Consider the following 24,807-nt stretch of genomic DNA (forward strand, 5'->3'; position numbering starts at 1 on the left):
GGTATGGTGAACCGAAGCAAGGATATTCGGACTCCGGGCCTCCTGCCTCCCCCTCGCCTTCACCCTCCGGAATGGGAGGACTGGCTGGCCAGAACGCTTGCGGAAAAGCGTTCCTTGAGGGTTTGTAACCCGATACCGCAGCGCGACTGTTTCCGGTTCTCACGGAATTCCCCGTTGCTTCGGCGTGTTTAATGGCGTTTTTAGCCGTCAGTGTCAATGTTTATTAGAACCTCCGCCGGATTTCCGGGTATCCGGAAAAAGACGCGTGAACGGGTAAAAGCCGCCTTTCCTCCCGCTCCTGCGGCCGCGCAGGAAAAAGGCGCCCGGCTCCGGCTGCGGGACCGCGGATTTCCAGTCCGGCAGTCCGGCGTTTGCGGCTTGCCGCAGGCGGGGATGGTATGAGAACATGGGGCATGGCCTCTTCCCCTGATGTAGTAGAATATATTTGTTTCCAGCTCCGGCATGCCGGGGATATTTCCTTCAAAAAAATGTTTGGGGAATACGGCCTGTACTGTGACCGGAAGTTTTTCGGCCTGGTATGCGACAACCAATTGTTCGTCAAGATCACGGAGCCGGGGCTGAACAGGCTGCCGCAGCAGGAGCAGGGCTCTCCCTATCCCGGAGCCCGGCCGCATTTCCTGATGACGGAGCTGGATGATGACCGGGCCCTTTCCTCTTTTGTCCGGGAAACGTGTTCCGTCCTCTCCGCTCCGGACGTCCTGTCCGGGAAGAAGAAAAAAACTTCCGGGGAAAAAAGAAGCAGGCGTCCGTAAACGCCTGCTGGTGCCGTATAAAAACGTTTGGAGGAAAAACTTACTTATCTTCCGGGGACTCCGATACGGCCAGGGAAGAGAGGCTCTTTTTCAGGTTGCCCGCAACGGCCTGCGTGGCTTCATTGTCAGACTCCGCGAACTTGTCCACGGCCTGCGTCAGGGATTTAAGGTCGGATTCCGAAACCTTGCGGCCTTTCGCCTTCCGCTGTTCCAGCGCGGAAATCTTCTTGTTGAGGTCCGCAAGTTTCGGCAGGTCCTTGTTCGCTTTCAGGACCGCCAGCGGTTCGTCAAACTCCTTGACGGAGGGAACCGCCGTCTTCAGGCGCGTGATGGCCGTCACCGCTTCCAGCGGGTTGGACTGGATCTGGGCCTGCACCATCTCCTTGGCGTCTCCCAGCCATTCGTCAAAAGCGTTGCACACGGCCTGCGCCTCCTCGTCGTCCGTCTTCTTCCGGAGGGGAGTAATCTTGGCTTCAATGTTGCTGCCGTTGGAAACGACTGTTTTGGCGAGGGACTTGTACTTGTCCAGCTCCACACCTTCCAGAATGGGAAGGCCGCGTTCCACCTTCATCACCTCCCTCTTCACCAGGTCGTAAAGCTGGGTGGGGTGGCCCTTCGCCACCACTTTGCCGTTGGCCCCGATCAGTACGGCATGCGGCAGTCCGCCCGGACAGGAGGCCGCCGGAATATCCAGCCCCTGGTAAACGGGGAAGGTAATCTTCTTTTCCTCCAGGAACTGCTTGATCCTGGGGCTGAGCCCCTGGCGGTGGCTGCCTACCACGGTAAAGCCCTTGGACTGGAACTTATCCTGCAATTCCTGCAAATGCGGCATGCTGGCGATGCAGGGCGGGCAGTTGATGCCCCAGTACTCAAAAAACACCACCTTCCCCTTCAGGTCGGAAGCCTTGATCCTGGGCCCGTGGAGGTGGCTGCTGTTGTCAAAGGAAGGGTAGGTGACCTTGGCTCCGGCGCCGTTGTCCGCCGCCTGGATGAAAGCCGGGGCCGCTATGGCGGCGATGGTTCCGGACAAGAGGAAGGCAGTAAAGGTTTTCATAGGGTGAATGATGCAGAATGCCGCATTGAGTGTCAAGAAGGAAGCGCGCTCCCCGCGCCTGCCTCTCCGGCTCCCCTTTTCCGCGGGAAAGGCGTTTCAGGCAATGTCCAGCCCCATGATGTAATCCGTCATGTAATAGCCGTGGCCGATGTGGAAATCCCAGCGTTCCAGTTCCCGCATGCCCATGCGCTGGTAAAACTCCACTGCCCGGGTATTGTAGCGGTTGACGTTCAGGCGCATCAGGCACGGCTCCGGGTGAATGCTCCTGATGTAGCTGATGGCCTGGCGGAACAGGTAGCTGCCGATGTGGAGGCCCTGGAAACCGGGCAGAACGTAAATCTTCTGCAAATGGAAAACGCCGGGGCCTTCCGGCTGGACGGACAGGTAGCCGCAGTGCTCCCCGTCATGGGAGGCGATGAAATACACGTGCCCCTCTTCCATCTGCTTCTCCAGATTGGCCGGGGAATACATCCAGTCCATCATGAACTCCATCTGCTCCGGGGAAAGGAGGTCCCGGTAAGTGGCGGGGAAAGCCTGCCCGGCCAGTTCATGAATAAGCATGATGTCGTCTTTGGTGGCTTGGCGGAGTGTCGGCATGGCGGGAATACTACACGGAAAAGCGCCGGATGAAAAGGGCCTCTTCCCGGTTCCCGGGGGAATTTCCCGGCATGGCCTACTTTCACCTCCCTATTCCGGCAGGAGAGTTTTATGCTGGATGGCACAGGCTTTTTTAACGGAAACCGGGGTGAATCCTGTCTGTATGGTGTACCCTGCATGCATGCCAGACCATGAGAGAACCCATCCCCATACAACAATGGATCCCTGCGGGGCCGCTCAGGGACATGGGTGAAAAATACGTAAGCCAGCTTCCGGACGTGGCGCAGAACCCCATCAGTCCGGAATCCTTCATCCATCATTCCGACCATTCCTGGACGGAATACCTGGTGGCCTACTGCCTGCTTTATCCGTGGGTGGTGATCGCCCTGGGCCTGCTGGGCGGCCTGGCCCTGGGGGCCTACTACCTTTTTTGCCGCCGCCGGGAATACGACCACCGCATCTTCTGCTCCAAGTGCGGCACCATGATGTACCCGTGCGGCCTGCACTGTCCCAAGTGCGGCACGCCCAATCCAAAGCCCCGCGCCCTGAACTGGATCGGTTACTCCAGGCTGCGCACCGTCATTCCGTCCACCGGGCGGAAAAGGCATGAGGAAGTGCTCCGCAGCTACCGGCGGTGCTTCTACTGCGGGCAGCCGCTCCATGAACCTACCCTGGAACAGAACTGCCCGGCCTGCGGAAAAGCGGTGCTCCAGGGGGAGCAATCCGTGGACCGTTATGATGATTACATTGCCCGGCGCAGGGGATGGACCTTTGCGGCCGTGGTGGTGCTGGGCGTCATTCCCATTCTCGGCCCCCTGCTGGCCTCCTCCCTGTACAAAAGAACGCTCGTCAACCCGTACTCCCTGTACATGACCGTATTCAGGGAAAGCTTCCTGATGGTGGTGCTCTACCTGTGCCGCCACCTCTTCCGCCTTCTGCCCTTCATCGGAACCATCGGCATGCCCATCCTCTGCGTGACGGAATACCACCTCTACCGCCGCATGTTCCTCTGGAAAACGGAAAAATATGACTTTGGGGAGAAAGGGAAGGCCTGAGTAAGGCATCTCCTCTGCGCGGATATTTCCGGCGCATGCGGGAAATGGTGGGCTGCGGGATTGACTTGAAGCCCCGCCAACGTACCTTTCCGCCATGCAGATGCGTTACGTCCTGTTCCCCTTCATGGGCGCCCTTTGTCTGGCGCTCTCCGCCTGTTCCGTCACCTACGGCAACAAATCCGTGGCGTCCCCGGCGGCATACGGCGCCCTGGTTCCGGGAAAATCCTCCAAGGCGGACGTTTACGACGTCCTGGGCCAGCCCTCCGACGCAGTCACCATGAAAAACGGGACGCTGTGGACCTACCGCTACCGCAAGGCTAAAAACAACTTCCTGGGGAACATCCCCCTCTTTGGAGTCAATCTGATTGCCGGAGGCAAAAACGGAGACGTCTATACGGTGCTGGCCCTGTTTGACCGGCAGGGCGTCCTGGCCTCCCGCTCGGCGGCGCGGCAAAAGCTTTACACGTCCAACCTGGCTTCCCTGAAACGCTCCCTGGACGGCATGCTGGAGGACAATTTGTCACACCAGCGGGTGGAAATGGAGATGAAGAAGATAGGCCGCCCCTTTGACCCGTCTGCGGCCAAGGATGCGGACCTGCTGGAAAAGTCTCTTGATTAAAGGCCTGCGCGGCCTGCTTTACTTATTGTAATTAGTATGACAAGGAAGCGTTTTTTTTCTAGTGGACTAAACTTCCTGCATACAGTAAGTAGGCGGCGTTCCCCGAAGGGGAGGGAGGATTCTCCCTGAATGTCTCCCGTTCCGGAGGGAGCAAACCCTATAGAAAAAATAGAATGAAAATGAAAAGAAAACTGGCATTGGTTCTGGCGAAGGCTTTCTCCGGAAAGTCCGTGCCGGAAAAGAAACGTGAAAAAGAGGCAAAGGCCTCCAGGAAACTGGAAGACTGGTTGAAGTCTTCCAGAATGCGCTCCTTCTAGCAAAGGAACGCTGACGGAAAAGGCGGATTCGGGCGCTGGACGCCCGGCTCGCCTGGGAGGGACGGGGATGGAATCTCCGTCCTGTTGTTTTTACCGGAAAAGGTATGTCTTCATGACAGTTGCGCCTTGACTACGGCGGTGGAATGTCCGTTCATCTGAGCAGACATGACCATACCCGGAATTCTTGAAGAAAAGTTGTCCGCCGCGTTGAAAGCGGTGTTGGGGGAGGAGCTTCCCGCTGATTTTTGCGCCAGTGTGACGCCGTCCGCGGATTTGCGGTTTGGGGACTACCAGAGCAACGCCGCCATGGTGCTTGCCAAGCGGTGCCGCACGAACCCCCGCGCTCTGGCCCAGCAGGTGGTGGACCGGATGGGGCAGGACGACGTCTGTTCCCTGGAAATCGCCGGACCCGGGTTCATCAACTTCCGCATCAGGCCGGAATTTTACGCCGCGCGCCTGCTGGCCATGCTGGCGGACGACCGGCTGGGGGTGGAGAAGGTGCAGGACCCCAAAACGATCGTCATTGACTTCTCCGCGCCCAACGTCGCCAAGCCGATGCACGTGGGCCACATCCGCTCCACCATCATCGGGGACGCCCTTTCCCGCGTGGCCCGCTTTGTGGGGCACAACGTAATCACGGACAACCACATCGGTGACTGGGGCACCCAGTTCGGCATGATCCTGTGGGGGTGGAAGAACATTCTGGATGAACAGGCCCTGGCCGCCAACCCCATTGACGAGCTTCTGCGGGTGTACAAGGACGTGAACCTGATGTGCAAGGAAAAGCCGGAACTGCTGGATACCTGCAAGGCGGAGCTGGTGAAGCTCCAGGCCGGGGATGGGGAAAACCTGGCGATCTGGAAGCGCTGCGTGGAAGTCTCCAAATCCGGCCTTTCCAAAATCTACGACCAGCTTGACATTCACTTTGACTACTGGCTGGGAGAAAGCTTTTACAACGACGCCCTGGCACCGCTGGTGGACGGCATGATTGCCGCCGGAATGGCCAGGGAGAGCGACGGCGCCATCTGCGTGTTTTCCGACGGCTCCGTACCGCCCAGTGAAGACCCCTTCCTGGTGCAGGACAAGGGGGAATGGCGCGCCAACCCCTGCATCATCCGCAAGGCGGACGGCGGCTTCCTGTACGCCACCACGGACCTCGCGACGCTGGACCACCGCATCAAAACGTGGGGAGCGGATTCCATCTGGTATGTGGTGGGCGCCCCGCAGGCCCTGCATTTCCGCCAGATATTCTCCACGCAGCGCCGCCGCGGCATGGACGGGGACTACCGCCACATCGCGTTCGGCTCCATCCTGGGGGATGACCGCAAGCCGTTCAAGACACGCTCCGGGGATACCGTTTCCCTTCAGGACGTGCTGGATGAAGCCATAGAACGCGCCGCCCGCGTGGTGGAGGAAAAGAGCCCGGACATGCCGGAGGAGGAAAAAAAGCGCGTGGCGAAAGTCGTGGGCATAGGCGCCGTGAAGTTCGCGGAGCTCTCCCAGAACCGCATGACGGACTACGTCTTCAACTGGGACAAGATGCTGGCCCTCCAGGGGGACACGGCCCCGTACCTCCAGAACTCCTACGTGCGCGTCCGTTCCATCTTCCGCAAGCTGGACGGCAGCCCGCTGGACTGGTCCGCTCCCATTCAGCTTTCAGAAGATGCGGAAATCCACCTGGCGCGGCTCCTGGCCCGCTACGGGGAGGTAGTGCCCCAGGTGCTGGACGACTGCCGCCCGAACGTGCTGGCCGCCTACCTCTTTGACCTGGCCCGCGCCTTCCATTCCTTCTATGAAGCGTGCCCGGTCCTGAAATCGGAAGGGGCCGTGCGTCACTCCCGCCTGGCCCTGTGCGAGCTGACGGCCCGCACCCTGAAGCACGGGCTGGGCCTGCTGGGCATCCAGCTTCCGGACAGAATGTAACCCGCTCCTGACATGAAAGCCTCCTTCCGCCATGTACTCCTGTCCGCCGCCCTGGCGGGCTGCTGTTCCGCCGCTCCGGACGGGGAACACGGGTACTGGATGAGCAGTCCGTCCCTGAACGGCTGGCGGGAGGCCGTCTTCCGCGCCGGCGTTCCGGCCCAGCCAGCCGTGCTCCCGCCCGGCGTGGAGATGATGATGGTAGGCTCCTCCTCTCCCGCCGTTCAGATTCTGGTGCTGGAGGGGATGACGCACCTGCTCACCTTCGGTGACATGCGCGCCACCCTGAAATTTGACGGCGCCCTCCGGCTGGACCCGGACTGCCTGATGGCCCACTGGGGGCGGTGCATGAGCCTGATGGGCGCAGGCCCGGAATTCCAGTCCCGGCGCGTCCAATCCATGAAGCGCATGAAGGAGCTGGCGCTGCGCCCGGACTGCCCGGAACAGGAACGCGCCTATGCGGACGCCCTGGCCGTGCTGCTGATGGACGGCCCGGAGAAAGCGCGGGAATCATGGAAAAACATCTGCTCCACCTGGAAGCGCGATCCTTACGCCCCCCTCTTTTACGCCATGCTCCTGCGCGACGGTTTTGACGGAGACGGCAACCCCGGAGAAGGGCAGAAGGAGGCCGTCCGCGTGGTGGACGCCGTCCTGAAAGAACGCCCGGACTCCCAGGCGGCCCTGTTCATGCGCGTCCTGCTGGAGGAGGTGGCCCCGGTCATTTCTCCGGAGACGGTGGAAACCGCCCGCAAGGCCGCCGCGGCCAACCCCCTCTCCGCTTCCGCCCAGCATCTGCTGGGGCACTGCCTGTTCCGCACGGGGGACTATGAAGGAGCTTCCGCCGCCTTCCAGGCCTCTGAAAACCTGTGCCTGGCGTGGGAAAAAACGGAAAACGTGCCCCGTGCGCTGAATGACGCCTATTTCCGTTCCATTCTTTACCGTGCCGTCTCTGAATTCTGCGCGGGCCATTACAAAAAGGCGGAGGCCATCGCCTCCAGGGCGGCCGCCATGCCGCTGGACAGGGAACACCCCCTGGCCCCCGGCACGCTCCTTCAAATTTGGGAGGCCAGGACATTGCCCGTCCGGCTCATGCTGGCCAGGCCCTCCCTTCCCGCGCAGGCGCACCTGCTGAAGGCGTCTCCGGGGCCGCTCCCCAAGGGATTTCCGGACTTGAGCAACGGCATGACGGCGGTGGTCACCCAGTACATGGGCGCCTGCTGCGCGGCCAAACAGGGCAGGCCGGGCGCCGTAGCGGCCGGCTTTGACAAACTGTCCGGCATCCTGCGCCTGTTCATGGAAGGCGCGGAAGCGGCCCGGCGCCAGATGAGCCTCTCCTACTGGGCGCGCTGTCTTCAAATGGGAAGCCTATACTCCTCGGAAATCCGTGCCCTCATGTTCCCGGACTCCGCCCACGTCTGGATGTCGGAATCCATCCGGAGCCAGCGTTATTCCTCCCTGCTGCTGCCCCCCGTGGTGCCGTACCCCGCGGAATGGAAGCTGGCCCAGGCCTACCTCCAGGGCGGCAAATACCGGGAATGCGCGGACATGTGCGGGCAGGCGCTGAAACGCTTCCCCAACCACGCCGGGGTACTGGCCACCATGAGCCAGGCCCGCGGCAAGGAAAAGGCCGCGCCCGTAACGCAGGCGCGGAAAAAGAACCGAACCAAATAAAATGGATACTGATGGAACATTGAAACCGGCGGAAATCCCGCCGCCTTCATCGGGAAACTTTAACGGGTTCGCACACATATATTTCCGCTGGCGTTCCTGATGCTGCAACACTCCGGCAACCATTCAATTTCAATAACCACATACATCAATCAAATATGAACCATCCCTATCTGGACCCCTCCTTCCTGGTCTCCTGGTCACGGCTCACGCCGGACGCCATCAAGCCTGACATCACGGAGGCCATCTCCCGCGCCAAAGCCAACATCCAGGCCATCTGCGACCAGCCCCTGGACTCCCTCACTTATGAAAGCACCTTCGGCGCTCTGGAAAAAGCCTCGGAGGACCTGCACCTCGGCTGGGGCCGGGCCATGCATCTGGACTCCGTGAATGATGAACCCTCCCAGCGTGAAGCCATCGGTGAAATGCTGCCGGAGGTGGTGGCCTTCTCCTCCTCCGTGCCGCTGAACCCGTGCCTGTGGACGGTCCTGAAAGCCGCCGCGGCCTGTGACTGGGTGAAAGACCTCTCCCCCGTCAGGCAGCGCTTCATTCAGGAAACCCTGGCGGACTTCCGTGAAAGCGGGGCGGACCTGCCGGACGGCGTGAAGCCGGAATATGCGGAAATAGAAGCCCGGCTCTCCCTGAAGACCAAGAAATTCGCGGAAAACGTGCTGGACTCCACCAACGCCTGGGAACTCATCGTGGAAGATGAAGCGGAACTCTCCGGCCTGCCGGACTCCGCGAAGGAGGCCGCCCGGCTGGACGCCCTGGCCAATGGCCACGGCACGGAAGAAGCCCCCCGCTGGCGTTTTACGCAGAAATTCACCTCCCTCCAGCCCGTCATGCAGTTCGCGGACTCGGACGGGCTGCGCCGTCAAATGTGGGAAGGCTCCTGCTCCATCGGGAAGGACGGGGAATACGACAACGAGGCCCTCATTGCGGAAATCCTGGAACTGCGGGATAAAAAGGCCCGCCTGCTGGGATACGGGTGCTTTGCGGACTACGCCACCTCCCGCCGCATGGCCGGGAGCGGCGCCAACGCCCTGGACTTCATCAACGACCTGCACGACAAGGTGAAGCCCTCCTTCCTGAAAGACATGGAAGCCGTACGCCTCTACAAGGAGGAAAAAACCGGAAAACCCGTGGAAAAACTCTCCCCGTGGGAAACCGGCTACTGGTCTGAAAAACGCCGCCGCGAGCTGTACGCCTTTGATGAGGAAGACCTGCGGCCGTACTACTCCGTGGAAAAGGTGATGGACGGCCTCTTCTCCATTTACTCCGGCCTGTACGGCATCACGGTAACGCCGCGCCCCACAGTGGCCTTCAAGCCGGGAGAACCCGGAGAAGTGCCGGAAGGCGCGGTGGAAGTATGGCACCCGGACGTGCTGTTCTATGAACTGCATGATGCGGAAAGCGGGGAGCACCTGGGCTCCTTTTATGCGGACTGGCACCCGCGGGACTCCAAGCGCGCCGGGGCGTGGATGAACTACCTGAGCGTGGGGGAACCCCCGCACGGCGGCAAGCCCCGCGTTCCGCACGTGGGGCTGATGGTCGGCAACATGACCAAGCCCGTGGGGGACAAGCCCGCGCTGCTCTCCCACCGGGAGGTGGAAACCATCTTCCATGAATTCGGCCACCTGCTGCACCAGCTCCTTTCCGATGTGGAGGTCAAATCCCTGGCGGGCACCAACGTGGCCTGGGACTTTGTGGAACTGCCCTCCCAGATCAATGAAAACTGGTGCTGGGAGCGGGAATCCGTGGACCTCTTTGCCGCGCACTATGAGACGGGTGAAAAAATCCCGGATGAACTCTTCTCCAAAATGCGCGCCGCCCGCAACTACATGAGCGGCACGGACTTCATGCGCCAGCTCTGCTTCGGCAAGCTGGACCTGGAGCTTCACGTGAACTGGCCGCAGTACAAGGGCGTTCCGCTGGAAGAAACGGATGAGCGCATCCTGGCGGACTACCGGGTGCCCATGACCCACCGCGGCCCCTCCGTGGCGCGCCGCCTGACCCACATCTTCGCGGACCCCACGGGCTATGCCTCCGGCTACTACTCCTACAAATGGGCGGAAGTGCTGGAAGCGGACGCCTTCAGCCGCTTCCTGAAAGAAGGGGTGCTGAACCCGCAGACCGGGCGCGACTTCCGCCGCTGCATCCTCAGCAAGGGCAACAGCAAGCCCGCCGCGGAACTCTACCGCGACTTCATGGGCCGTGATCCGGACGCGGAAGCGCTGCTCGTCAAATCCGGAGTTCTTTAATCAATTGATCATATAATTCTCATGCCTGAACAAAAAAGACTCTCTCTCGCCGGCATCGGGTGCGGCTCCCGTACGCGCACCTACATGAAGCTGGCCATGGAACAAAAAGACCGCTACCGCATTGCCGCCGCGTCGGACCCCGTGAAGCAGCGCACGGAAGCCGTGCGTGACTTTGCCCCGGAGGAGGAGCGGGACTCCATCCGCCTGTTCAAGGACGCCGCCTCCCTGCTGGAGGAACCGCGCCTGGCGGACGTAGCCATCATCGGCACGCAGGACGACTACCACTACGCCCCGTGCAAAAAAGCCATGGAGCTGGGCTACCACGTCCTGCTGGAAAAACCCATCGCCAAGACGCTGAGGGAAGCGCTGGAACTGCGTGACATGGCGCGCCAGCTGAAGCGCCGCGTGGCCGTGTGCCACGTGCTGCGCTACACCCAGTTCTACCGCACCCTGAAAAAAATCATCGCCAGCGGGGAAATAGGGGACGTCATCACCTTCAATGCCAATGAAGGCGTGGGGGCGTGGCACTTCGCCCACTCCTTCGTGCGCGGTCACTGGGGCAACAGCAAAACCTCCACCCCCATGATCGTGGCCAAATGCTGCCATGACATGGACATTCTCTACTGGCTCATGGGGCGGCGCAAATGCCTCTCCGTCGCCAGCTTCGGGGAGCTCACCTTCTTCACGAAAAAAACGCTCTCCTCCCCCCGGCCGGAACGCTGCACGGACTGGACCTCCCCGGTGGGGGAAGACCCCTGGGACGCCCGCAAATACGCCACGGATGACGAATGCAAGCGCTGGCTGGGCATGGTCTACGACCGCGCGCAGGAAGCCACGGCGGAGGAAATCTGCGAGTGGCTCAAAACCTCGCCGTGGGGCAGGGACTACCTCCAGTGCGACAACGACCAGCCGGACCACCAGGTTTCCATCATGCGCTTTGAAGGGGGGCTGACCGGCACCTTCACGATGACGGCCTTTGAACAGGGCCGCCATATCGAGGTATACGGCACCAAGGGCAAAATCCGCGCCGGAGCCTTCTACAAGGAAAACGGCCCCGGTGAAATCACCGTCACGCCCCACTTTGGCGGAAAAACCCGCATGGTGGAGCTGGAAGAACTGGCCGGAGGCTACCAGGGCCACGGCGGCGGCGACTGGGGACTGGTGGACGCCCTTTATGACGACATGCTGACGGTGCCCACCCCGGCGGACATGACCACTTCCATTGAAGAATCCGCCCACTCCCATGTGATGGCCTTTGCCACGGAACACGCCCGGCTGACCGGCCAGGTAGTGGACGTGGCCGAATTCGAGCGCCGGGTCATGAGGGGTGAACTGGACTATTGATCCGGTAATTCAACGCCTCAATTTCCAGAAAACGGACGGGAAACCGTCCGTTTTCTGTTGATTCCGGGGCTGGAACCGTTGATGGTTGAAAACTTATTCCACCATGAAAAGGCAGAATAATTGGCCAAGTTCGTAAATCATGATTCTTCCGGTTTTAAATCATAAAAAATAACTTATTGGTCATGATGAAGTTATAAATCGGACGGATTTGGAATCCGAAGTCAAGGGAAAAATCTGGAGGAAAGTTGTTTAGGGGTAATAGGGAATATAAGGATGATAGGGATAATAGAGGATGGCAAAATTGCCCTCTTGCCCCTATTATCCTTATGGTCCCTATCATAGGCATCCTTGATGGCGGCTCTGACTGATCACGGATTCCAAATCCGGCATATATCTTGTGAATTGGTTAAAACCATGAAGAAATCATTCATTCTGCTATTATTGGCAGGGGCCGTCTCCGCGGCTTCTGCGGCTTCCTTGAAAATCAATCTGGGGTCTTCCTCCGCCGGGGATTCGGATTGGATCAGTGTGGCTACTCAAACGACCTCCATCACGGGAGGAAAAGCCACCTCCTACACTCCCATTGCTTCCTTGAGCAAAAACGGGGGCGCTGTTTCCTCCTCCCTCGTTCTCGGCAATCTGGATGGCCGGGACATCACGCTCAGCATGGCTTATAAAAGCACCGCCGCCATGAATGCGGGGTATCTGGACGCGGCAGGAACGGCTCCCTCCCTGAACTCCCTGTTCCCGGACACCGTAACGTACTCTTCCATCAACGGCAAGTGCAACGGGGTGAAAACTCAGGCCGTCGGCTTGCAATTCACATTGAGCGGCCTGGCGGCCAATACCACCTATTATCTCTACGTTCTGGGCAACAGCGGCTTCTCCACTAATAAAACCAGCATGACTCTTTCAGGCGGCGTCAGTGACGTCACCGGCAGCCTGATGGACGGTTATGAAGGTGCGGGAACGGTGGCCGGTTCAACCTTTCAGGGAACGACGGATTCCTCCGGCGTGGGGATGGAATGGGCCTTCACTACGGACGGCTCCGGCCAGGTGACGCTCACTTATGAACGCGCCGCAGGCGTGGCCGCGGATGTTTTAAGCGGGGATGTTGCTTTAAACGGGTTCATGCTGGCGACCGAGCCCATTCCTGAACCGTCTACGGCGTCTCTGGGGCTGGTCGCCCTGGCCGCATTGATGCTGCGGCGGCGCAAAAGATAGGAACATTCAGTTTTTTGACGAGATAACCGGAAAGGAGGGATGAAAGAGCATGGCAGCTGCCATCCCCCTTTCCGGCATTTTTTATTTGCAGAGCTTGATTTGTTAGATTATGTAGTAACTTTATATCTATGAAAAGGAAATCTCTCTTCTTTCTTTTGGGAGTCATGGTTGTTTCCGCTCTTTGCGCTCTGGGGAATTTGGCGCAGGGAGGGGGAACGGTGGAATCCTTCGGCGTGGATTTCGGCAATGCCTCCTCTGCGGCGCAGCCGGGATGGACGAATATGGGGGTAGTGACCACCGCCCCGTCCGCCACGCTGAAAAGCGTGCCCCTGCGAAGAAATAATCTGGAAGCCTCTTCCTCCCCCGTTCTGGCCGGAACATTGTTCGGGCGTTCCGTGTATCTGGCGGTGGCGGCCAAGTCGGAGGCAAGCGTGGGAAACATGTGTTACAACAACGCCAATTCCACGTGGCGGGAAAAGGGGGAAACCCGGGGAACGCAGGCGGGGGGCGTGCTGGAGGCGGAAAGCGTTTTCACCTTCCCGAATCATGGGGAGGCCCTTAATACAAGTTTGATGCTGTTCACCAACGGCATGGCGGTCCGGGCCGGTACGGTACGGGTCTCCCTTTCCGGACTGGCTCCGGGCAAGGAATATGCCGTTTCCTTTTTCCTGGGCAACGGAAGGCCTGCGTACCAGTCCGTTTCCCTGGTATCCGGAGGGCATGTGGACGTGAAGGCCCTTCAGACCTCCACCGGTTCCCGGACGGACGGCAAATGGAAGGGGGGCGTCAACACGGCGGATGCGGATACTTACATGGCGGTGGAATGGACTGCGGAAGCGGATGAGGCGGGGACGCTCGTTTTTGACGTGGTGAAGGAAGGCAGCTCCGCCGGAACAGGCTCCATGAATTTGAATGCGCTGACTGTCCGTACGGATGATACTGCGGCCCCTCCCGCTCCGGAGCCGCGGCCCGTCAGCGTGCTGCATAACAAGGCGCTGACCGTTCTTTCCTCCCCGGTGGCGCTTCCCGTTCCTGCGGACGCCTGGACCGGAAACGGGGAAATGACCTGTGAGCTGTGGATCAGGCCGGATGAGGACGCCGCCTCCGGCGCCATACTTTCCCTGGGGTCTTCCACGCTCTCCCTGAACGGGGGCCGTTTGCGCCTGGAAGCGGGGAATGCGGAAACTCCCGCCTCCCTGGAGGCTTCCGGCCAGTCCTTTGCCGCCGGAACCTGGCGCCATGTGGCGGTATCCCTGGGGGCGGAAAACGTCAGCCTGTATGTGGACGGAATGCTGGCGGGGACCGCTCCCGCCGCGCCTTACCTCGCTGCCATGAAAAACGGCTGGACCGGGCTGGAGCTGGCGGCGCAGTTCAAGGGCGCCCGGGATGAACTGCGGCTCTGGAATGCGGAGCTGGGGGCGGAGGCGGATGACTTTTTCCTGACGGGGCCGTTGCCCATGGCACACCCCAGGTATGGCCGCCTGATAGGATTATGGAGGCTGGACGGGGACTTCCGGGATGCCAAATGGACGGAATTTGCGGACAAAACGGGCAGTTCCTTCACCCGGCCTTACCAGGCGGTGACGCCGCCCGGAGCGGAATTCTCCATCGTCACGGACAACAACACCTTCCGGTACATGCTGGTGACCGGATACGTCCGTGAAAGCCATATCATGTGGAACTGGCCCTCCCGCCCCCACATGATCAATAACTCCGACCTCATTTACATCGGCGCCGCTTCCGCCGCCGCCAACGGGGACATCAGCTTTTCCTACCCGGACAACGACGTGACGGAAAGCCGGGGCGTGCAGCTTCTCCCCGCTGACGGCACGCGGACGAACGTTCTGGAATTCACCGGAGAAAACGCTTATATGAACGTGGGCAACGGGCTGCTGGCGGGCAGCAATGCCAACGCGTTCACTATTGAAGTGAACCTGGCTCTATCCGCCGGGGAGCAGAATGTCACCCTGTTTGAAAACGACAGCGTGTCCATGACGCTGGCGTGGGCGGACGGCCATTACAAGGCGCGCCTGCAAGCGGGCTCCACCGCCGCCTGGGAGGCGGACCTGCCCGCAGTAGCCCTCAACGAATATTTCTGGCTGGCCTTCATCCGCAACTCCACGGCGGGAACGGGCGTCTTTTACCTGAACGGTTCCCCCCTGCAAACGGCGGCGGTTGCCGCCGGGGAGATGAACGGCACGCCGAATGCCGTCGTGGGCCGGAACCTGAAGGGGAAAATAGACGACATGCGCCTGTGGCATCTGGCCCGGCCCGTCAACCGTCTGGGCACGGAAGTGCAGCCCAACTGGAATGACCGCCTCATTGTGGCCCGCTGGGGGAACAGTGATGTCTTTGGCCGTGATACCGCCTCCTGGGCGGAACATGTGCGCACGCTGCGCAGCATGACGGAAGGGGTTGGAGGCATGCGCATCCGCCTGGGCATTGCCGGAGGAGCGTGGAGCGCCATGCTGCCGAATGCCGCCGCCCGCCAGAGGTTTGCGGACGGCATCAGGGACCTGTTGAAAAAATATCCGCTGGACGGCGTGGACCTGGACTTTGAATGGCTGTACCAGGGGGACGGGAAATGGACCAACTACGGCCAGCTGGCCCAGGCCATCCGGGAGACCAATCCGGACATGTTCTTTTCCATCTCCCTGCATACCGTCGCCTACTGGTTCCCTGCCGCGTACATGCAGTATGTGGACTACTTCACCTTCCAGAACTACGGGCCGTCCATTGACGTGAATACTTATAACAGCATGGTTTCCGCCTGCGGAAAATTCCGGAGCCAGGGCTTCCCGGACAACAAGATCATTTTAAGCGCCCCTTTCCAGGGAACGCCCGGAACCTCCGGACTGCCTGACGGCAAAAAGCCGGGGGACTACATCAGGGGATACAGGGAGATTGCCGCCAATTGCCCGGAAGCGGACAACCCTGACAATGACACGGCCGTTTATTCCTATTCCGGCCTGAACCTGACGCTGCATTACAACGGCGTCACCACCGTCAAAAAGAAAGCCAAATACATCAGCGGCCAGAAGCTGGCGGGCTTCATGTACTGGGACATGGGGCTGGACGTGGCGGACGCCTCCGGAAGCAACAACTACTTTGACCGGCGCTCCCTGCTGCGCGCCGCCAACCGCTACGTGTCTTCCACGTCGTTCCCCGTGACGGCCTCCCCGTTCAGCCTGTCCCGGGTGGGGGCGTCCGTTCCCGCCGCCGGAGGCGCGGTGGATGTGGAAGTGCAGATGGAAGAGGAAGCCCTGGGCTGGGTGGTGGCGGAATCTCCGGAATGGATTTCCGTTTCCGCCGCCTCCGGCATTGGCCGCACCACGGTCATCCTGACGGCGGCGAAAAACAAATCCGCCGCCGCACGGTCCGGAACGGTGGTGTTCCGCGCTTCCGACAAGCAGGAATGCGCCGTCACCGTCACGCAGGCCGGGGCCGACCTGGCGGGCTACGACAAATGGGTGCAGGACTCCTTCCCCCCGGACGCCGCGGCGGACCGGACGGCTGCGGATGCCTCCCCCTCCGGGGACGGCATCATCAACCTGATGAAATACGCCACGGGCCTGGACCCGCTGAAACCCTGCGGAAGCGTCACGAAGGTGACGGCGGAAGAGGGCGTTGACGGAAAAATGTACATGGTCCTGCGCTGGCCCGTGAACCCGCAGGCGGTGGAAGTAAGGCATGAAGTGGAAGTCTCCCCGGACCTGCTCAACTGGACGTCCTTGGGAGAAGTGGAAACCGCCGGAAAGACGTCCGCCGAATTCCGGGATACGGAACCCGTGCAGGAGAGCGGAATGAGACGCCGCTTCCTCCGCCTGAAAGTGACGCGGGAATAGCTTTTTTACTCTCCCTTTGTGAAATAGAAAGGGCCGCAGAGGTCTGCGGCCCACCCCGTTCCGTGGTATTCCCGGAACAGGAGAGGAAACTATTTCCCCTTCTTCTTGATCTTTTCCTTCACCCGCTCCACATTGGCGCGGGCATCCTCATTCCCCAGTTCCGCCGCCTGTTCGTACCACTTCTGCGCCTCGGCCAGGTCCTTGGCCACGCCCGTTCCGCGTTCATACATGGAACCCAGGTTATTCATGGACTTGGCGTCATCCTGTTCCGCGCCCTTAATGTAAAACTGGTAGGCCAACGCCGTATCCTGCGGTATTCCCAGGCCTTCCTCATGCAGGTAGCCCAGCAGGAAATACATGCCCGGCACGGCATGGGTCTGGTTCTGCTCCAGCCTGGTCAGAATATCAAGCGCCGCCTTGGGGTCCGGCTCCATGTCCTCTCCCTTGATGAGCAGGCGCGCCTTCTCCACCAGGGCCTCCGGATCCTTCGTCTCCGCGGCCTTCAGCACGTAATCCTTGTGCAGCTCCTTGTTCGGCTGCACGCCGATTCCCTGCTCGTAATACCGGGCCAGCCTCTTGAGGCCGCGCACATCCTCCTTTTTCACCAGCGCGGTGGCTGCCGTCATGGCGGAAGCCAGGAGCTGCTGCCGTTCCGCAGGGTCCTTTATGTTCCCGGCCACGGTTTCATAATAATTGGCCAGCTCGTCCAGGGCGGTCAGGCTGCCCAGTTCCACGGCCTGTTCCCACAGCTTCACGGCCTCCGGGTTAATGGCCTGTGGGGCGGGGGCCTGGCGTTCCTTGCCGGATGGCGTCATCCAGGGCGGAACGGCTCCGGCGTCCGTCAGGGTATCTTCCGCCTTATTCTTCGCGCCCGGCTTTTTGAGCCACGGGGGAGTATTTTCATCCGTTCCGTTCAGGGTCAGCTTCACCTGCTGGTAAGGGGAACTGGAGGAATCCTGCACCGCCGCTTCCTCCATATTCTGGGGATAGGCGGCCTGGTTGGCCAGGAAGAGCAGGGAGGGAATATGCCCCCGCGCCGCCAGTCCGTGCATCATGGCGCTGTAAGGCTGGAGATTTTCATTATTGGAACTCCACATGTCCGCCGCATCCACATGGCCTTTCAGGGCTCCCCGGAACATCCAGGAATCCCCCTCCGCCATGCGCTTTTCCAGACCGAATTCATAGATGAGGGCGCGGCCCAGCACGTACATGCCGCAGGGGTCCCCCTGTCCGGCGGAAAGCCGGGCCCAGGCCAGGGCTTCCGGGTAGCCGGACTCCTCGCTCCTGTAGCTGAACAGCATCAGGTAGGCCAGGTCCGCCTGGCTGCGGGCGTCCCCTTCCTGCGCTTTTTTGCGGAGAACGGCGGTCAGGTCTTCCCACTGTTCCGGAGTGACGTACTCGGAAATGCCTCTCAGCGTGATGAAATCCCCTGTGGCGGCTTTCGCCAGGCAGTCATTCAGCAGGGTTTTGGCCGGTTCCATGGCAGGCCTGTCCATCAACTCCGGGTCCTCCATCTGGGCCAGGCGCAGTTTGGCCAGGGGGTGGCCTTCCTCCGCCGCCTGCTTGTACCACGTGCGCATGTTCTCCCGCGCTTCATGGGCCTTCCCCACGGAATCCATGGTGTTGGCAAGCTCCTCCTTCCACAGCTCGCCCAGCTGGACGCTGGAATCCGCGTCTCCCAGCTGGGAGGCAAGTTCCAGCTCCTTGTGCGTTTTGGCGTAGGGCGGGAGCTGGTTAAGCTTTTTCTGGGGCAGGGTGAGCGGTTCCTTTAGGAAGGGCATGCCCCGTTCGTCATGAAGGGCCAGCAGGTCCAGAGCGGCTTTGCGCAGCTCCTGTTCCTGCGGGGGCTTCTGTTCGGAAATCCACTGCGCGTACCAGGCATAGGCATTATTGCTCCCCAGTTTCCGGGCTTTGTCACAGATGCGCTTTACCTGCCCATTCTCCAGCTTGAGGGTTCCGCTGGCGCCCCGGGAAATCAGGGCCAGCATGGTGGGAAGGTCCCCCCTCTCCAGAAGCTCCGTGAGGTATTCTTGCTTGAGCCCGCCGCGGATTTCTTCAGGCAGGGTGGGAAGCATGGCGATGGCCGCGGCGTGCCCCGCTTCTGCCGCTTTGGAAAGAGTCTCAAAGGCCAGCTCCTGCCACTCCTTCCGGCGCGGATGGTCAGGGGAAGCTGTCTTTCCCAGAAAATGGGCCAGTTCCCCCATCCGGGCCAGAAGAACCGTTTTGGCGTTTTTCCGGTGCTTCATCAGGGAATCCAGAACGGCGGCCGGGTCTTCCTTCAGCCAGTCCACCTTGATGAAAGCGAGCTGGGCCAGCGCGTCCTGGTCGCCGGAGGCGGCTTTCTTCTCCAGGGGAGCCAGGTAGCGCCTCAACTCTGCCTCCGGCAGGTCTGTAACGGTGTACAGCGCGGTGACGGCGTCCATGTCCCCTTTCCCGGCCAGCTTGCGGCAGGCCTCCAGCCATTCCGCATGCTCCGGCTGCATGGTTTGCGCCTTGAAAATGCCGAAAATCCCGTAGGGGTCCGTCATCATGAGCCTGGGGGCCGGATGCCCGGATGCGGTCGCCGCGTCACGGAAAAAATGCTGCATGTGTTCCAGGCAGGCCAGCGGCAGGTCCCCGCGGTTCAGGTAATAAAGTCCCATCCAGTACTCCCCGGCCAGCATGTTGGCACGGAAATCTCCCGTGGCGGCCTTGTCAAGCAGTTCCCCATACGTCCAGCCGCCGTCCATGGGCAGTTGGGAAAGGTCCCGGACCGGGGCGGACTCCGCCTGTCCGGGCGGATTTGCGGGCGCCTGGGACGGAGCGTCCTGGGCGTGGGCCGGGAGGGAAAAAATAAAGGGAATAAGCAGAAGACGGGCACGCATGGGTCAGCTCTTTTCTAGCAGGAAAAACCTCTGCCCTACAAGCGTTTTTCACGTGACTGAATGTTTAACTATTTATTATGTCACGTTCTTTAATTTAAAGCAGGCTCCTGAAACGGCTCCGGGGGTACGGACGGGGGCATAGGAGCGGGCTTCACGGGTGGTAGGGGCGGAAGGAACAGAGGATTTCAAGCCCGCAGCGTCCCTCCGGCCCGCGCCATTTTAAATAAAAACTTCCGGCGGCCGGCGGCTCACTAAACCTCCCGGCGTTTTTCCGGCTGTTCCCGCAGCAGGGCGCGCAGCCGGCTGCGGTCCAGTTTCCCCATCACCGTCAGGGGAATAGGCGTCTCCATGACGGAATGGATGCGCTGGGGGCCGGGAGCCGCCGCATTCCATTCACGGCAGGCCTGTTCCAGCAATGCCGCGGAAGGCCCGCAGGCAACCAGTTCGGTTCCCGCGCGCGGATGCGGAACGGCCTCCACCACGGCCTCCGGAACGCTGCGGCGCAGAGCATCCTGAACGGCATCCGGGTCCACCAGTTCCCCCAGGACCTTGACGAGCCTGTCAGCCCGGCGCAGGAAGGTCAGCAGACGCCCCTCCAGGCGCACCAGGTCACGGGTGCGCCACCACTCCTGCGGGGCTACCCGTTCCAGCAGAAAACCTCCATCGGGCTGCGTCAGCAGGCGTCCGCACAACTTGCCTTCCCCCTGGAAGCGCAGGAGCCCACCTTCATCCGTTGCCGCCTCCCAGTGCGGCAGAAGGGAAAGGCGGTCCGTGTGGTAGGGATCGCCGGGGAGGGCGGTAGCCAGCTGGGAGCCGGACTCCGTCATGCCGTAGCTCTGCACCACGGGCCAGCCCAGGGCGCGCGCCTTCCGCCCCGTTTCCAGGTCCAGGGCCCCCCCGCCCACAATAATGCATCCGGCGGTGGCCGGAGCCCGGAGGCGGTGGCTGACCAGGTCAATAACCTGCGTGGGGACCAGGGAGGACCAGCGGGCCCCGGAACTTTTCATCAGGTCCGCATAAGCATGCGGATTCCACTTGCCGTGGAGCGTATGGACGGCGGTCCCGGCCAGGGCGGCGCGCAGGTGGATCATGGCGCCTCCCACGTGCCAGACGGGCAGCGGGCAGCACCAGTCCCCGCGTTCCGCGTGCAGGTGGTCCAGCGCGCCGCGCGCGCAGGCGTTCAGGGCGCGGCGGGTGAATAAAATGGCTTTGGGCGGGGAACCGGAAGAACCGGACGTGGCAAAGGCAACGGCCTTGTCCATCCCCTGGCGGGAAAGAAAAGCCGCGGCACGTTCCCCCCAGTCCTTCAAATGGGGTGGCGCCATCACGCAGGGGCCGTTGTCCCGGTCCCAGGGCAGGGATGTTCCGGTGGCGGACATGGCGGACGCGGCGGTTTACCGGGAGGCGTTCCTGCGCAGGGTATGCCAGCGCTCCTCCATGCGGGGTTTCAGATGGTGCTCAATCCACGCATAGGCCGCTTCCAAGCCGCCTGTCTTGAACGTGCGGCCTATTTCCGCCTCCACGCCTGTGGCGTTGCCGGTGCGGCGCAGGAAATCATTGCTGGTGAACTCGATGAAAAGCTTTCCGTTGATCGCTCCCTCCTCCGCCAGAATCCATTCCCTGACGTACAGCGCCAGAATGGCGTCCCCTACCCATGCCTCCACGCGGAGGCGTTCTTCTGTGGCCTTGTCCATATGATGGTTCATGAAAGTCTTGCCATGGAGGTCTTGCCGCCCAGCGGGTCCTTGATGGGGGGAGGGGCAATTCCCGGAGCCTTGTCTCCGGCGGGGGAGGCCGGCTGGCCGTTTTCCCGGGGCAGCTCCGGCAGGTTGTCCGTGGGGGCGGCAGGCGTTCCCGGCGTCTGGGGGCCTGCCTTGGGAGCTTGCGTCGCGGGCGCGGGGGCCGCTCCCGGAGCAAGGGGGACGTCCAGCACCGTGTCCTGTGCCGCGCGGCGGTTGGCCGCGTCCTTGGCCTCCAGGGACTTGCGCAGGGCCGTCTCCGATTCCGAATTCCAGTACCCTGAATCCAGTTCAATGTAAATGTTGGAATAGGGCAGGGACGTCCTGGTCTTGATGACCAGCACGTTGAACTGCTTGGCGGCGTCTTCGATCAGGGAATTGATCGTGCGGCTCATCAACTCAAAATGCTGGCGTCCCGGAAGCATCTTGTTGATATTATTGCGGTAACGCTTGACGCCAGGAGCGTAATCCTCCGTGACGCTGCGCAGTTCGGAGCTGACCATGATGCGGGGAACCACATGGGCCTCCTCCTCCAGCATGTTCAGCACGTCCATGAGCACTTCATCTGACGTCTTGTCGGAAACCATGGTCTTGATGCCCGCGCCCGTATAGGCGGGGAAGGAGGACTCCGCAATGACAATCCAGTTTCTGGCTCCCACGATCGCCAGATTTTTATACAACTGGTCCCTCCATTCCTGCTCTGCCGGATTTGCGTCCTGGCAGCCGCTGAGCAGGCTGATGATACACACGGGCAGAATGAGGGGGAGTCGGGTCATGGGATGGGCCCCGCCTTGCGGGGCTGGAAAATGGGCTAGAATTTATGGGACCGGGGTTCGCGGCATGCACTGGGGCAGCGGCCCTGTTCCGTGGCGAATGGCGCGCCCTGCGTGGGGGCTGCCTCCGTAAAGGCGACGCCGGGCAACTCAGTAGGTACGCCCTGAACCGGGAAATCCTTTCGCAAAGGAAAATAAGGATAGCCTTCCCACATCAGAATCCGGCGTAAATCCGGGTGGCCGGAAAATTTAATGCCCATGAGGTCCCACACTTCGCGCTCGTGCCAGTTGGCGGACTGGAACAGTCCGGAGACGGAGGGCACTTCCTCACCGTCGTCCACCTTCGTCTTGAGGCTCAGGTTCACGCCCGTTTCCGCCTGCGTCAGCGTGTAGTTGACTTCAAAGCGGGGGCTCTCTCCCATATTGTCCACGGAGCAAAGGTTCACGATCATGTCAAATCCGGCGGAATCCCGCAGCCAGCGCACGACGTCCGCCACGGCGTGGCGTGCGACGGTCAGCGTAACGTCTCCGCGGAACTCATAGCGGTCCGTGATGACGTCTTTCCCAAAGCGTTTCTGGGCGTTGTCTGCGGCGGTCTTGATCTGTGATTCTAGAGAAGGCATGAAAAAGGAATGGTAAAAGGTGGAACGGTAGGAAAACAGTCGGGGGGCTGGCGTGTTATTCGAGGGGCATTTCCGTATCGACCGGAACGGGGGCGTTGGCTTCGCGCGGCTCTTCCTTCTTGAAGAAGGTGCGCGCGGGCTGCTGGGTATCCAGCTTCTTGCGCAGGGTGAGCAGCGCTTCCAGAATGGCTTCCGGGCGGGGGGGGCAGCCGGAAATGTAAACGTCCACGGGAATAATCTTGTCCACGCCCTGGAGCACGGAATAGGAGCGGAACATGCCGCCGGTGGAGGCGCAGGCGCCCATGGCGATGCACCACTTGGGCTCCGGCATCTGGTCCCAGATGCGGCGGACGGCCAGGGCCATCTTGTAGGTAACGGTGCCGGCCACGATCATCACGTCAGCCTGGCGGGGGGAAAAGCGCGTCACTTCAGAACCGAAGCGGGAAAGGTCATACCGGGAACAAGCCACGGCCATGAACTCAATGGCGCAGCAGGAAAGCCCCATCGGCATGGGCCAGAGGGAATTTTTACGAATCCAGTTGATGGCGGCGTCCAGGGTGGTATAGACAAAACTGCCTTCCGCGTTGGAGTCCAGTACTCCTGTTTCGTAAATATTCGTTTCGTTCGTGGTGGCCATGATAACAGATGATTCTTGCTGAAGCCAGATTAGCGAGATGCCCTCAACTCTCAAGCCTTAATTTGGTTCAGCCATGATTTTCTGCGGCCTGTTCCGGCCTTGTTTTCCGGGCGGTCCGGAGCAGGGATGAATAAACCCGCACGGGGTTTCCCCCGTGCGGGTTTTTATCCAACTATATTACCTATGAAACTCAGAACTCCCCATTGTGGGTGGCGGTCTCTCTACCTCCCGCCGCCCGGTTTGTTACTGATGCAGGTTAGAGTCCCGGTGACGGCATGATGTTCAAAAAGTGGAGAAATTTATGACAGAAGCGCGGAAAAGGATTTGTTATGTATTGACGATGAGCTGTTAACGTATGACCCTTCTTGAAGGGGATGAAGACAGGCCTTCCATGAATCCGTTCATCTTTCAGATTCAACCGCCCTGCGGGCTTCATGCTTCGCATCCCATCCGACCGGGTACGCCCGGGTTCCGGCGTTCGTACCTGTCTTAAAGCCGTTCCTGAATCAGCACATGGAAATGGCCGCCCGCGCCATCCTCATTCGTCAGAAAGGCGTCCTGCGGCGTGTTCTCCGCGTAGGGGAGCAGATAGTCCCGCTGGGTCATCAGGGTGACCGTATCCCCCAGGCAATTGCGGGAAAGCTCCAGCAGGTCCGTAAAGTTTACATCGCACGTCAGGTCCGTGAGGCCGGGGTTCCGGTACAGCTCCTCCCCGGTCAGCACCTGGTGGCTTTTATACCCGCGCAGGGAACCCTTGGGGCGGCGGTAATAAAGGCGCTCCATTTCATCCCCGTAATCCACGATGGTCATGACTCCCTTGCTCCACAGGGGCAGCCAGCCGGTGAACCAGCGCGCGTAGGAATCATGAATCTCCAGGCGCTGCCCCGGCTGGGAATCGTACTCCAGCATATGGGAAAAAAGCGGCTTCTGGCGGACGGGGCGCAGTTCCTCCCGCACGGCTCCGTCCTTCACGGCAAGGCCCACCTCCTGCCACCCCTGTTCCGTATACTCAAACACGCGGGCCGGGAAGGCGTCCACCAGTTCGTTGGAAAAAATAAAGGCCCTGCCGCCGCAGTGCTTCAGCGCCTTCTCCATGGTGGCATAAATTCTGGCCTGGCTCCCGAGCAGCAGATGCTGGAATTCCCGCAGCCGGGGGGAGGACTCCACAATCACGTAATCCGTATTCAGGCGGTTCCAGAAACCCAGCTGTTCCAGGACCTTGACGGCCAGCGCGCCGGAGCCGGCGCCTATCTCCAGCAGGGGCAGCCGCTTGCCGCAGCGGGCGCAGGCCTCCTTCCAGCGGGCGGCGATGGCTTTTGCCAGAATGGGGGACAGCGTGGGAGTGGTGGAAAAATCTCCGCGGCTCCCGATGTTCTCAATGGCGGCGGAGTAATACCCCTCCTGCGGGTGGTGCAGGGCCAGCTGCATGAAGGCTTCCAGGGAAAGCCAGCCGCCGGCGGCCGCGATGTGGTCGGAAAGGCGTATCATGCGCGG

General features: G+C 60.9%; 18 protein-coding genes and 1 riboswitch. Of the genes, 9 read left to right on the forward strand and 9 right to left on the reverse strand.

Annotated elements, in window-relative coordinates; genetic code table 11:
• Positions 1–5: 5 nt before the first annotated feature.
• A riboswitch (cobalamin riboswitch) is annotated at positions 6–224 on the reverse strand.
• A gap of 189 nt (positions 225–413) precedes the next feature.
• A complete protein-coding gene (locus HHJ06_RS06125; protein WP_251841441.1) occupies positions 414–773 on the forward strand; it encodes a TfoX/Sxy family protein in 360 nt (119 codons plus the stop codon).
• A gap of 40 nt (positions 774–813) precedes the next feature.
• On the opposite strand, the gene HHJ06_RS06130 is transcribed toward HHJ06_RS06125, so the two are convergent.
• Entirely contained in the window at positions 814–1,827 is a 1,014-nt protein-coding gene (locus HHJ06_RS06130) for a TlpA disulfide reductase family protein (protein WP_215428471.1), read from the reverse strand.
• A 96-nt stretch (positions 1,828–1,923) separates the two neighbouring features.
• Complete coding sequence (locus HHJ06_RS06135) at positions 1,924–2,424, reverse strand: GNAT family N-acetyltransferase (RefSeq protein ID WP_215428472.1); 501 nt, start codon at positions 2,422–2,424, stop codon at positions 1,924–1,926.
• 191 nt (positions 2,425–2,615) lie between these two features.
• On the opposite strand from HHJ06_RS06135, the gene HHJ06_RS06140 reads away from it, so the two are divergent.
• The 8 genes from HHJ06_RS06140 to HHJ06_RS06175 all read left to right on the forward strand — a co-directional run bounded on the left by HHJ06_RS06140 (position 2,616) and on the right by HHJ06_RS06175 (position 16,677).
• On the forward strand, positions 2,616–3,479 hold the full coding sequence (locus HHJ06_RS06140; RefSeq protein WP_215428473.1) for a hypothetical protein: 864 nt from the start codon (positions 2,616–2,618) through the stop codon (positions 3,477–3,479).
• A 94-nt stretch (positions 3,480–3,573) separates the two neighbouring features.
• The gene (locus tag HHJ06_RS06145; protein ID WP_215428474.1) at positions 3,574–4,098 is read left to right on the forward strand and encodes a hypothetical protein; all 525 of its coding nucleotides are present in this window, start codon (positions 3,574–3,576) and stop codon (positions 4,096–4,098) included.
• Between the two features lie 482 nt (positions 4,099–4,580).
• Positions 4,581–6,338 (forward strand): arginine--tRNA ligase, encoded by a 1,758-nt coding sequence (argS, locus tag HHJ06_RS06150; RefSeq protein ID WP_215428475.1) that lies wholly within the window; start codon positions 4,581–4,583, stop codon positions 6,336–6,338.
• 12 nt (positions 6,339–6,350) lie between these two features.
• Positions 6,351–8,006, forward strand: a complete 1,656-nt coding sequence (locus HHJ06_RS06155) for a tetratricopeptide repeat protein (protein ID WP_215428476.1) — start codon at positions 6,351–6,353, stop codon at positions 8,004–8,006.
• A 155-nt stretch (positions 8,007–8,161) separates the two neighbouring features.
• Complete coding sequence (locus HHJ06_RS06160; protein WP_215428477.1) at positions 8,162–10,264, forward strand: M3 family metallopeptidase; 2,103 nt, start codon at positions 8,162–8,164, stop codon at positions 10,262–10,264.
• Between the two features lie 21 nt (positions 10,265–10,285).
• Positions 10,286–11,608 carry a Gfo/Idh/MocA family protein gene (locus HHJ06_RS06165; protein WP_215428478.1) on the forward strand — a complete coding sequence of 441 codons (1,323 nt, stop codon included), beginning with the start codon at positions 10,286–10,288 and terminating at the stop codon, positions 11,606–11,608.
• A 414-nt stretch (positions 11,609–12,022) separates the two neighbouring features.
• Positions 12,023–12,832, forward strand: coding sequence for a PEP-CTERM sorting domain-containing protein (locus HHJ06_RS06170; protein ID WP_215428479.1), 810 nt, complete (start codon positions 12,023–12,025; stop codon positions 12,830–12,832).
• A gap of 164 nt (positions 12,833–12,996) precedes the next feature.
• Positions 12,997–16,677, forward strand: coding sequence for a LamG-like jellyroll fold domain-containing protein (locus HHJ06_RS06175; RefSeq protein WP_215428480.1), 3,681 nt, complete (start codon positions 12,997–12,999; stop codon positions 16,675–16,677).
• Between the two features lie 89 nt (positions 16,678–16,766).
• Here the strand turns inward: HHJ06_RS06175 and HHJ06_RS06180 are convergent, their stop codons facing one another.
• The 7 genes from HHJ06_RS06180 to HHJ06_RS06210 form a co-directional block, all read right to left on the reverse strand.
• Positions 16,767–19,541, reverse strand: coding sequence for a tetratricopeptide repeat protein (locus HHJ06_RS06180; protein ID WP_215428481.1), 2,775 nt, complete (start codon positions 19,539–19,541; stop codon positions 16,767–16,769).
• Positions 19,542–19,792: 251 nt separating this feature from the next.
• Positions 19,793–20,920 (reverse strand): AMP-binding protein, encoded by a 1,128-nt coding sequence (locus tag HHJ06_RS06185; protein ID WP_215428482.1) that lies wholly within the window; start codon positions 20,918–20,920, stop codon positions 19,793–19,795.
• 15 nt (positions 20,921–20,935) lie between these two features.
• A complete protein-coding gene (locus tag HHJ06_RS06190) occupies positions 20,936–21,235 on the reverse strand; it encodes a hypothetical protein (RefSeq protein WP_215428483.1) in 300 nt (99 codons plus the stop codon).
• An 8-nt stretch (positions 21,236–21,243) separates the two neighbouring features.
• Positions 21,244–22,056, reverse strand: coding sequence for an RbsD/FucU domain-containing protein (locus tag HHJ06_RS06195; protein ID WP_215428484.1), 813 nt, complete (start codon positions 22,054–22,056; stop codon positions 21,244–21,246).
• A 35-nt stretch (positions 22,057–22,091) separates the two neighbouring features.
• Entirely contained in the window at positions 22,092–22,676 is a 585-nt protein-coding gene (locus HHJ06_RS06200; RefSeq protein WP_215428485.1) for an NADH-quinone oxidoreductase subunit C, read from the reverse strand.
• A gap of 55 nt (positions 22,677–22,731) precedes the next feature.
• Entirely contained in the window at positions 22,732–23,313 is a 582-nt protein-coding gene (gene nuoB, locus HHJ06_RS06205) for an NADH-quinone oxidoreductase subunit NuoB (protein ID WP_215428486.1), read from the reverse strand.
• 489 nt (positions 23,314–23,802) lie between these two features.
• Positions 23,803–24,801: an SAM-dependent methyltransferase gene (locus tag HHJ06_RS06210; RefSeq protein ID WP_215428487.1), complete on the reverse strand. Its 999-nt coding sequence runs from the start codon at positions 24,799–24,801 to the stop codon at positions 23,803–23,805.
• Positions 24,802–24,807 lie beyond the last annotated feature (6 nt).

This window comes from Akkermansia muciniphila (assembly GCF_018709685.1).
Classification (GTDB): Bacteria; Verrucomicrobiota; Verrucomicrobiia; order Verrucomicrobiales; family Akkermansiaceae; genus Akkermansia; species Akkermansia muciniphila_E.

Excerpts from the sequence above, each read along its gene's own strand:
- HHJ06_RS06140 (WP_215428473.1), top strand. The coding sequence starts at position 2,616 with ATGAGAGAACCCATCCCCATACAACAATGGATCCCTGCGGGGCCGCTC.
- argS (WP_215428475.1), top strand. The coding sequence starts at position 4,581 with ATGACCATACCCGGAATTCTTGAAGAAAAGTTGTCCGCCGCGTTGAAA.
- HHJ06_RS06190 (WP_215428483.1), bottom strand. The coding sequence starts at position 21,235 with ATGGACAAGGCCACAGAAGAACGCCTCCGCGTGGAGGCATGGGTAGGG.
- HHJ06_RS06200 (WP_215428485.1), bottom strand. The coding sequence starts at position 22,676 with ATGCCTTCTCTAGAATCACAGATCAAGACCGCCGCAGACAACGCCCAG.
- HHJ06_RS06135 (WP_215428472.1), bottom strand. The coding sequence starts at position 2,424 with ATGCCGACACTCCGCCAAGCCACCAAAGACGACATCATGCTTATTCAT.
- nuoB (WP_215428486.1), bottom strand. The coding sequence starts at position 23,313 with ATGGCCACCACGAACGAAACGAATATTTACGAAACAGGAGTACTGGAC.
- HHJ06_RS06195 (WP_215428484.1), bottom strand. The coding sequence starts at position 22,056 with ATGACCCGACTCCCCCTCATTCTGCCCGTGTGTATCATCAGCCTGCTC.
- HHJ06_RS06185 (WP_215428482.1), bottom strand. The coding sequence starts at position 20,920 with ATGTCCGCCACCGGAACATCCCTGCCCTGGGACCGGGACAACGGCCCC.
- HHJ06_RS06210 (WP_215428487.1), bottom strand. The coding sequence starts at position 24,801 with ATGATACGCCTTTCCGACCACATCGCGGCCGCCGGCGGCTGGCTTTCC.
- HHJ06_RS06160 (WP_215428477.1), top strand. The coding sequence starts at position 8,162 with ATGAACCATCCCTATCTGGACCCCTCCTTCCTGGTCTCCTGGTCACGG.
- HHJ06_RS06165 (WP_215428478.1), top strand. The coding sequence starts at position 10,286 with ATGCCTGAACAAAAAAGACTCTCTCTCGCCGGCATCGGGTGCGGCTCC.
- HHJ06_RS06175 (WP_215428480.1), top strand. The coding sequence starts at position 12,997 with ATGGTTGTTTCCGCTCTTTGCGCTCTGGGGAATTTGGCGCAGGGAGGG.
- HHJ06_RS06180 (WP_215428481.1), bottom strand. The coding sequence starts at position 19,541 with ATGCGTGCCCGTCTTCTGCTTATTCCCTTTATTTTTTCCCTCCCGGCC.
- HHJ06_RS06130 (WP_215428471.1), bottom strand. The coding sequence starts at position 1,827 with ATGAAAACCTTTACTGCCTTCCTCTTGTCCGGAACCATCGCCGCCATA.
- HHJ06_RS06145 (WP_215428474.1), top strand. The coding sequence starts at position 3,574 with ATGCAGATGCGTTACGTCCTGTTCCCCTTCATGGGCGCCCTTTGTCTG.
- HHJ06_RS06170 (WP_215428479.1), top strand. The coding sequence starts at position 12,023 with ATGAAGAAATCATTCATTCTGCTATTATTGGCAGGGGCCGTCTCCGCG.
- HHJ06_RS06155 (WP_215428476.1), top strand. The coding sequence starts at position 6,351 with ATGAAAGCCTCCTTCCGCCATGTACTCCTGTCCGCCGCCCTGGCGGGC.
- HHJ06_RS06125 (WP_251841441.1), top strand. The coding sequence starts at position 414 with ATGGCCTCTTCCCCTGATGTAGTAGAATATATTTGTTTCCAGCTCCGG.